General features: G+C 61.1%; 6 protein-coding genes. All 6 read right to left on the bottom strand.

The annotated features are described in order from the left end of the window. Positions 1–160: 160 nt before the first annotated feature. The 6 genes from gloA to glyQ all read right to left on the bottom strand — a co-directional run bounded on the left by gloA (position 161) and on the right by glyQ (position 6151). Positions 161–547: a lactoylglutathione lyase gene (gene gloA, locus ACFFAR_RS21330; RefSeq protein ID WP_061998536.1), complete on the bottom strand. Its 387-nt coding sequence runs from the start codon at positions 545–547 to the stop codon at positions 161–163. A gap of 48 nt (positions 548–595) precedes the next feature. After that, entirely contained in the window at positions 596–1552 is a 957-nt protein-coding gene (locus ACFFAR_RS21325; protein ID WP_174364251.1) for a YgjP-like metallopeptidase domain-containing protein, read from the bottom strand. Positions 1553–1633: 81 nt separating this feature from the next. After that, positions 1634–2407 carry a lysophospholipid acyltransferase family protein gene (locus ACFFAR_RS21320; RefSeq protein ID WP_375508412.1) on the bottom strand — a complete coding sequence of 258 codons (774 nt, stop codon included), beginning with the start codon at positions 2405–2407 and terminating at the stop codon, positions 1634–1636. Between the two features lie 43 nt (positions 2408–2450). Then, the gene (gene gmhB, locus ACFFAR_RS21315) at positions 2451–3014 is read right to left on the bottom strand and encodes a D-glycero-beta-D-manno-heptose 1,7-bisphosphate 7-phosphatase (RefSeq protein ID WP_062170444.1); all 564 of its coding nucleotides are present in this window, start codon (positions 3012–3014) and stop codon (positions 2451–2453) included. Positions 3015–3025: 11 nt separating this feature from the next. Continuing rightward, complete coding sequence (glyS, locus tag ACFFAR_RS21310) at positions 3026–5125, bottom strand: glycine--tRNA ligase subunit beta (RefSeq protein ID WP_174364249.1); 2100 nt, start codon at positions 5123–5125, stop codon at positions 3026–3028. A gap of 18 nt (positions 5126–5143) precedes the next feature. Further along, positions 5144–6151, bottom strand: a complete 1008-nt coding sequence (gene glyQ, locus ACFFAR_RS21305; protein WP_375508411.1) for a glycine--tRNA ligase subunit alpha — start codon at positions 6149–6151, stop codon at positions 5144–5146. Positions 6152–6488 lie beyond the last annotated feature (337 nt).

The following is a 6488-nucleotide window of genomic DNA, read 5'->3' as shown; positions in this document are numbered from 1 at the left end:
CCCACACCGCGCACAAGCCGATCATCAACAGGATGGCGGTGGCGTCGGGCGCGCGTCGAACGGGAAGGGCGGTGCTCATGAAGTGTCTCGTCTCTGCTTTTTATTGTGGTGTTGCGAATGCCGAAAACGACAAGGGCCCCGCAGGGCCCGGTCAATCATCTCAAGAGTGCTTCTCGATCAGTTCGACCTTGTACCCGTCCGGGTCTTCGACAAACGCGATGACCGTCTTGCCGCCTTTCACCGGACCCGCTTCGCGCGAGACCTTGCCGCCGGCTTCGCGGATGCGGTTGCAAGCGGCGGCGGCATCGTCCACTTCGAGCGCGATGTGTCCATACGCCGAACCCAGGTCGTATTTGTCGACGCCCCAGTTGTAGGTCAACTCCAGCACGCTGTTCTCGCTTTCATCGCCGTAACCGACGAACGCCAGCGTGTACTTGTATTCGGTGTTTTCGCTTTGACGCAGCACTTTCATGCCGAGAATGCGCGTATAGAAGTCGATCGAGCGCTGCAGGTCGCCGACGCGCAGCATGGTGTGGAGAAGTCGCATGATGGGGTCCTGTGAGGGTTGTCGTTTTGATGCGTCCGGAACCGGCCGCTAAAGCAAGGGCAGCAGTTCAGGCGGGTGATGCTTGAGCGTGTGCCGCGCTTCCTGGAAGTCCGGAAAAATCGATTCGACGGTGTTCCAGAAGCGCGCGCTGTGGTTCATCTCGCGAAGGTGCGCGAGTTCGTGCGCGACCACATAGTCGATGATGTGAACCGGAAAATGGATCAGCCGCCAGTTGAGGCGGATCTTGCCTTCGCTGGAACAACTGCCCCAGCGCGTTGCCGCCGAAGACAGCGCGTACGCCTTGTATTCGACGCCGAGTTTCGCGGCATACACTGGCAGGCGCTGACCGAACACTTCCAGCGCCTGTCTATGCAACCAGCGTTGCACGCGCTCGCGAATGAGTTGTGCGTCAGCCAGTGCGGGAAGTCCGAGCCAGAGGGTGTTGGCGGTGGTATCGAAATGCGGTTGAGTCGCGCTCTTTCCGGTCGCACCCGGCGCAGCGGTCATCATCACGCTGATGTTCTGCCCGAGATACGGAAGCTGCGCTCCGTCCTTCCAGACAATACGCGGTACGACGCGTTGTTCAACTCGCGTTTGCCATTCTTCGAGCTTCTTGAAGATCCACTTCTCTTTTTCGACAATCGCACTTTCGATAGCACCGATCGTCACCCAGCGCGGCGCGGTGATCGCAAGGCCGGTGCCGTCGATCATGAAACCGATGGTGCGTCGCGACGAACGCTTCAACCGGTAGTCGAGCAGCTTCGACCCGAGCATGAGATGACGGGAACGCGTGCCGTCCGGAGCGCGCAAAGGTGGAGCGGGCGGTGCGGTTGTATCGGCCGGCGTGATGTCGCCGCGCAACGTGGCGGGCATGGCAGGCGCGGCAGAACCTGCAGCCGACGATGCGTGTTCCATCGGCGCATCGAGCGGCAGATGGAGCGGCAAATCGAGTTGCGGGTTGTCGGGCGCGGCAGCCTGGTGCTGTCGCGTGGGAGTCTTCTGCATCGGCTCAGCTTGGCGCACGCGGCGCAGGAATGACAAAAGGAACGAAGCTAAAAACATGTAAAGACGATACAGCCGCGGGCGCTACCGTCGGGTCGCCGCGCCTTCGGAGCACGCGACGAAACGGTCGTCGGGACCATACGAATCCGGATCGATGCGGCGCATTTCTGTCTCGATCCATTGCTCGACGCGAAGGTTGACTTCTTCCGCGGTGAGGCCGGTCGTCTCGATCGGACGACCGATGGACATTGTGACTATACCCGCATATTTGAGAAACGATTTTCGAGGCCAGACGTGCCCTGCGTTATGAGCAATGGGCACGACAGGCGCGCCCGCCGCCACTGCGAACCGCGCGCCGCCCGACTTGTATTTGCCTTGCTGGCCAACAGAGGTGCGTGTGCCTTCCGGAAACATGATGACCCACGCGCCTTCGGCCATGCGCTCACGCCCTTGCCGCGCTACTGATTGAAACGCGTCCTTGCCCTGACGCCTGTCGATATGCACCATCTTCAGCATGCCCATGGTCCAGCCGAAGAACGGCACGAACAGCAACTCGCGCTTGAACACATAGCACAGCGGACGCGGCATCAACGCGGGGAACGCGAGCGTTTCCCATGCGGACTGGTGTTTGGACAGCAGCACGGCGGGACCATCGGGCAGGTTCTCCATGCCTTCGATCCGGTAGCGGATGCCGATCAGGTAACGCATCACCACGATCGATGACTTGCACCAGAACGCCGCCATCCAGTAACGCCTTGCAGCGCCCAGGAACGGGAACGTGATGAAGCACATGCACGCGTACGGCACTGTGTACACAACGAAAAAGACCATCAGCAACAGCGAACGAATGAAGCGCATCGGCGTGAAAGAGTTCTTTGAATTCGACGATAAAGCCGGCGCGTCAGTCGTGATCTGCAGCGAGGAAATTCAGCGCGAAAGAGCGCAGGTCGTCGTGTACTTTTGTATTGGGCGGCAGGTTCCCCGCCGCCAGCGTCTTGTGTCCCTTGCCGGTCAGCACCAGATGCGACTTGAAGCCAAGCGCGGCGCCGGCCTGCAGGTCGCGCAGGGAGTCGCCGACCACCGGCGTGTCCTCCGGATCGATCTCGAAACGCTCCACGATCTGCTGCAACATACCCGGCTTCGGCTTGCGGCAATCGCATTCGTCTTCCTGCGTATGCGGGCAAAAAAACACCGCATCGATACGCCCGCCGACCGCCGCCACCGCCCGGTTCATCTTCACGTGCATGGCGTTGAGCGCGGCCATGTCGAAAAGCCCCCGGCCAATGCCTGACTGGTTCGACGCAATCGCCACGCGGTACCCGGCCTGATTCAGCCGCGCAATGGCTTCGAGACTGCCGGGAATGGCAACCCATTCTTCCGGCGACTTGATGAATGCGTCCGAGTCGACGTTGATCACGCCGTCACGATCGAGAACCACCAGTTTCTTGTTTGCGTTGGTCGGCATGGTGTGTCGCATCAGGCGGCGAGCTTCGAGATATCCGCGACGCAGTTCATCTGCTGATGCAGCGCGCCGAGCAGAGCCAGGCGGTTGTTTCGCAGCGCGGGATCTTCGGCGTTCACCATGACGTCGTTGAAGAAGGTGTCAACCGCGTCACGCAACGCGGACAACGCGGACAGTGCTTCCGTGTAGTTGCGCTCGGCCAGTTGCTTTTGCACCTGCGGCGCAACCTGCTCGAGCTGCGCGTACAGCGCTTTCTCGGCGGCTTCTTGCAGCAGCGCAGGTTGCACGCTTGCCGGCACGCCTTCGGCCGACTTCTTCAGGATGTTCGAGATGCGTTTGTTCGCAGCCGCGAGCGATGCCGCCTCCGGCAAGCTCGCGAATTCACGCACGGCCTCGAGGCGCGCAACGATGTCATCCAGTCGCGTGGGGTTCAGGCTCAGCACGGCATCGATTTCGACCGCGTTGAAACCGCGCTCGCGCAGCACGCCCCGCAAACGGTCCATGAAAAATGCGTAGATCGCGTCGGTCGAATCGGCGACTTGCGGCATATCGGCAAACTGCTTTTGCGCGATGCGCAGCAAGTCGAGCAAATCGATAGCCAGTTTCTTTTCCAGCAGAATGCGCAACACACCGAGCGCGTGGCGGCGCAGCGCGAACGGATCTTTTTCGCCCGTCGGCTGCAAGCCGATACCCCAGATGCCCACGAGCGTTTCCAGCTTGTCGGCCAGGGCGACGGCGCAGCTCACGCCGTTAGACGGGGTTTCATCGCCGGAAAAACGCGGCTGGTAATGTTCCGAACACGCGAGCGCGACCTCTTCCGACTCGCCGTCATGGCGCGCGTAGTACGTGCCCATCGTGCCTTGCAATTCAGGGAATTCGCCGACCATGTCGGTGAGCAAGTCGGCCTTCGCGAGCAGGGCGGCGCGCTTCGTCACGGCGACGTCCACGCCGATCATCGGGGCGATTTCGCCTGCCAGCGCTTCGAGGCGCTGCACGCGCTGCAGTTGCGAGCCAAGTTTGTTGTGATACACCACGTTCGCCAGCAGCGGCACGCGGTCGGCCAGGCGCTTCTTCTTGTCCTGCTCGAAGAAGAACTTGGCGTCGGCAAGACGCGGACGAATCACGCGCTCGTTGCCTTCCACGATATCGGCCGGCGTTTCTGTTTCAATGTTCGACACAATCAGGAAACGCGAGCGCAGCTTGCCGTGATCGTCGGTCAGCGCGAAATACTTCTGGTTCGTCTGCATGGTCAGGATCAGGCATTCCTGCGGCACTTGCAGGAACGATTCGTCGAAACGGCACTGATACACGACCGGCCATTCGACCAGCGCGTTCACTTCGTCGAGCAGCGTCTCGGGCATCACGACGCGATCTTCGCCTGCAAACGCGAGCAACTGCGTGCGGATGGATTCGCGGCGGTCATCGAAATTCGCGACTACACGGCCCTTCGAGCGCAGCGTCTCAGAGTAATCGTCGGCGTGACCGATCGCCACGATTCCGCTCGAGAGGAAACGATGACCCAGCGTGGTATCGCCGGAATCGATGCCAAGCGCGCTCACCGGCACGATATCGCGGCCATGCAATGCGACCAGCCCATGCACCGGGCGCACGAACTGCACGCTGGTGCCGTCGGGCCGTTGATACGTCATGAGCTTCGGGATTGGCAACTTGCCGAGCGTCTCGGTCAGCGCGGTTTGCAGGCCTTCAGCGAGCGTCGCGCCTGGCGCCGCGTAGCGCAGGAAGAACGCTTCGGCTTTGCCGTCTTGCGCGCGCTCGAGATCTTCGATCTTGAAGTCAGGGAAACCGAGCGCGGCAAGTTTCTTCGCGAGCGGCGGGGTGGGTTGTCCGTCTTTATCGAGCGCTACGCTGACGGGCAGCACTTTCTCGCGCACTTGCCGTTCGGGCGCAACCGCGCGAACGTTCTTGATCAGCACGGCGAGACGGCGCGGTGTGGCGAATTTCTCGAAACTCGCTTCGCCTTCAATGAGGTCGCGCGCGGCAAGCCGCTGCACGATGCCTTCGGCAAACGAGGTGCCAAGGCGCGCGAGCGCCTTTGGCGGCAGTTCTTCGGTCAGCAGCTCGACGAGCAGCGATGCGGGATTGGATTCGGTCATTGTTATGTCGTGCTCTGGTCAGGCCTGATCGATATTGCGCTCGACCTTCAGCGCCGGCACCCACGAGGGCTTGGCGGCGTCTTCGGCGTCGGTGACGACTCCGGCTGCGGCGTGTACGGCGTTGCCCAGCATCGGGAAACCAAGCGCTTCGCGCGACTCGTAATAGCCCTTCGCGACAAGGCGCGAAAGATCACGAATCCGCCCGATGTACGCCGCGCGCTCCGTCACTGAAATCGCGCCGCGTGCGTCGAGCAGGTTGAACGTGTGGCCGGCTTTCAACACGAGTTCATACGCGGGCAACGCCAGCTTCGCGTCGATCATCTTTTTAGCTTCGGCTTCGTAGCTCTTGAAGAACGTGAACAGCAAGTCGACGTTCGCGTGCTCGAAGTTGTACGTGGACTGCTCCACTTCGTTCTGGTGATAGACGTCGCCGTAAGTGAGGCGCCGTGTTTCGGGACCGTTCGGGCCGTTTTCTTCCCATTCGGTCCACACGAGGTCATAGACGTTCTCGACCTTCTGCAGATACATGGCGAGCCGTTCGAGGCCGTAGGTGATCTCGCCCAGCACCGGCTTGCAATCGATACCGCCAACTTGCTGGAAGTATGTGAACTGCGTGACTTCCATGCCGTTCAGCCAGACTTCCCAGCCGAGGCCCCACGCGCCAAGCGTCGGGTTTTCCCAGTCGTCTTCCACGAAACGCACGTCGTTCTGCTTCAGATCGAAGCCGAGCGCTTCGAGCGAGCCGAGGTACAAATCGAGAATGTTCTCGGGCGCCGGTTTCAGCACCACCTGATACTGGTAGTAGTGCTGCAGACGGTTCGGGTTGTCGCCGTAGCGGCCGTCCTTCGGGCGGCGCGACGGCTGCACATACGCTGCACGCCACGGTTCCGGGCCGATCGCGCGCAGGAACGTGTGCACGTGCGACGTGCCCGCGCCGACTTCCATGTCGATTGGCTGGAGAAGCGCGCAACCCTTGTTGTCCCAATAGGATTGCAGCGTCAGGATGATTTGCTGAAAAGTGAGCATGAATGCCTTTGAAGCGTGCCTTCGAAGCTTAAGCCGGTGGGCCGGCGCGTGGTCGAAGCGGACCGGAAAAATGCACCGGCCGGAGGGCTAAAACGTTGAATTTTAGCGGGAATGAGGGGCTTGTGCGACTTTCCGGGGGTGAACGGCGGACTCATCGGCCATTCGGCCGGTAAAAACGGGGATTATCCGTGGAGCCGTTTCGTCATGGGTACGCAATCCATGGTCAGGCCGCGCGGCGAGCGGTATGGCGTGATTTCGTCGCCTTCAAAACCGAGTGAGCGATAGAACGGCGCGGCGTTCAGCGTGGAGTCGAGCTTGAGTTCCCGGAGCTCTTGCG

It is taken from the genome of uncultured Caballeronia sp., from assembly GCF_964243625.1.
GTDB lineage: Bacteria > Pseudomonadota > Gammaproteobacteria > Burkholderiales > Burkholderiaceae > Caballeronia.
This window is presented reverse-complemented; position numbering and strand designations above follow the sequence as displayed.

Excerpts from the sequence above, each read along its gene's own strand:
- gloA (WP_061998536.1), bottom strand. The coding sequence starts at position 547 with ATGCGACTTCTCCACACCATGCTGCGCGTCGGCGACCTGCAGCGCTCG.
- ACFFAR_RS21325 (WP_174364251.1), bottom strand. The coding sequence starts at position 1,552 with ATGCAGAAGACTCCCACGCGACAGCACCAGGCTGCCGCGCCCGACAAC.
- ACFFAR_RS21320 (WP_375508412.1), bottom strand. The coding sequence starts at position 2,407 with ATGCGCTTCATTCGTTCGCTGTTGCTGATGGTCTTTTTCGTTGTGTAC.
- gmhB (WP_062170444.1), bottom strand. The coding sequence starts at position 3,014 with ATGCCGACCAACGCAAACAAGAAACTGGTGGTTCTCGATCGTGACGGC.
- glyS (WP_174364249.1), bottom strand. The coding sequence starts at position 5,125 with ATGACCGAATCCAATCCCGCATCGCTGCTCGTCGAGCTGCTGACCGAA.
- glyQ (WP_375508411.1), bottom strand. The coding sequence starts at position 6,151 with ATGCTCACTTTTCAGCAAATCATCCTGACGCTGCAATCCTATTGGGAC.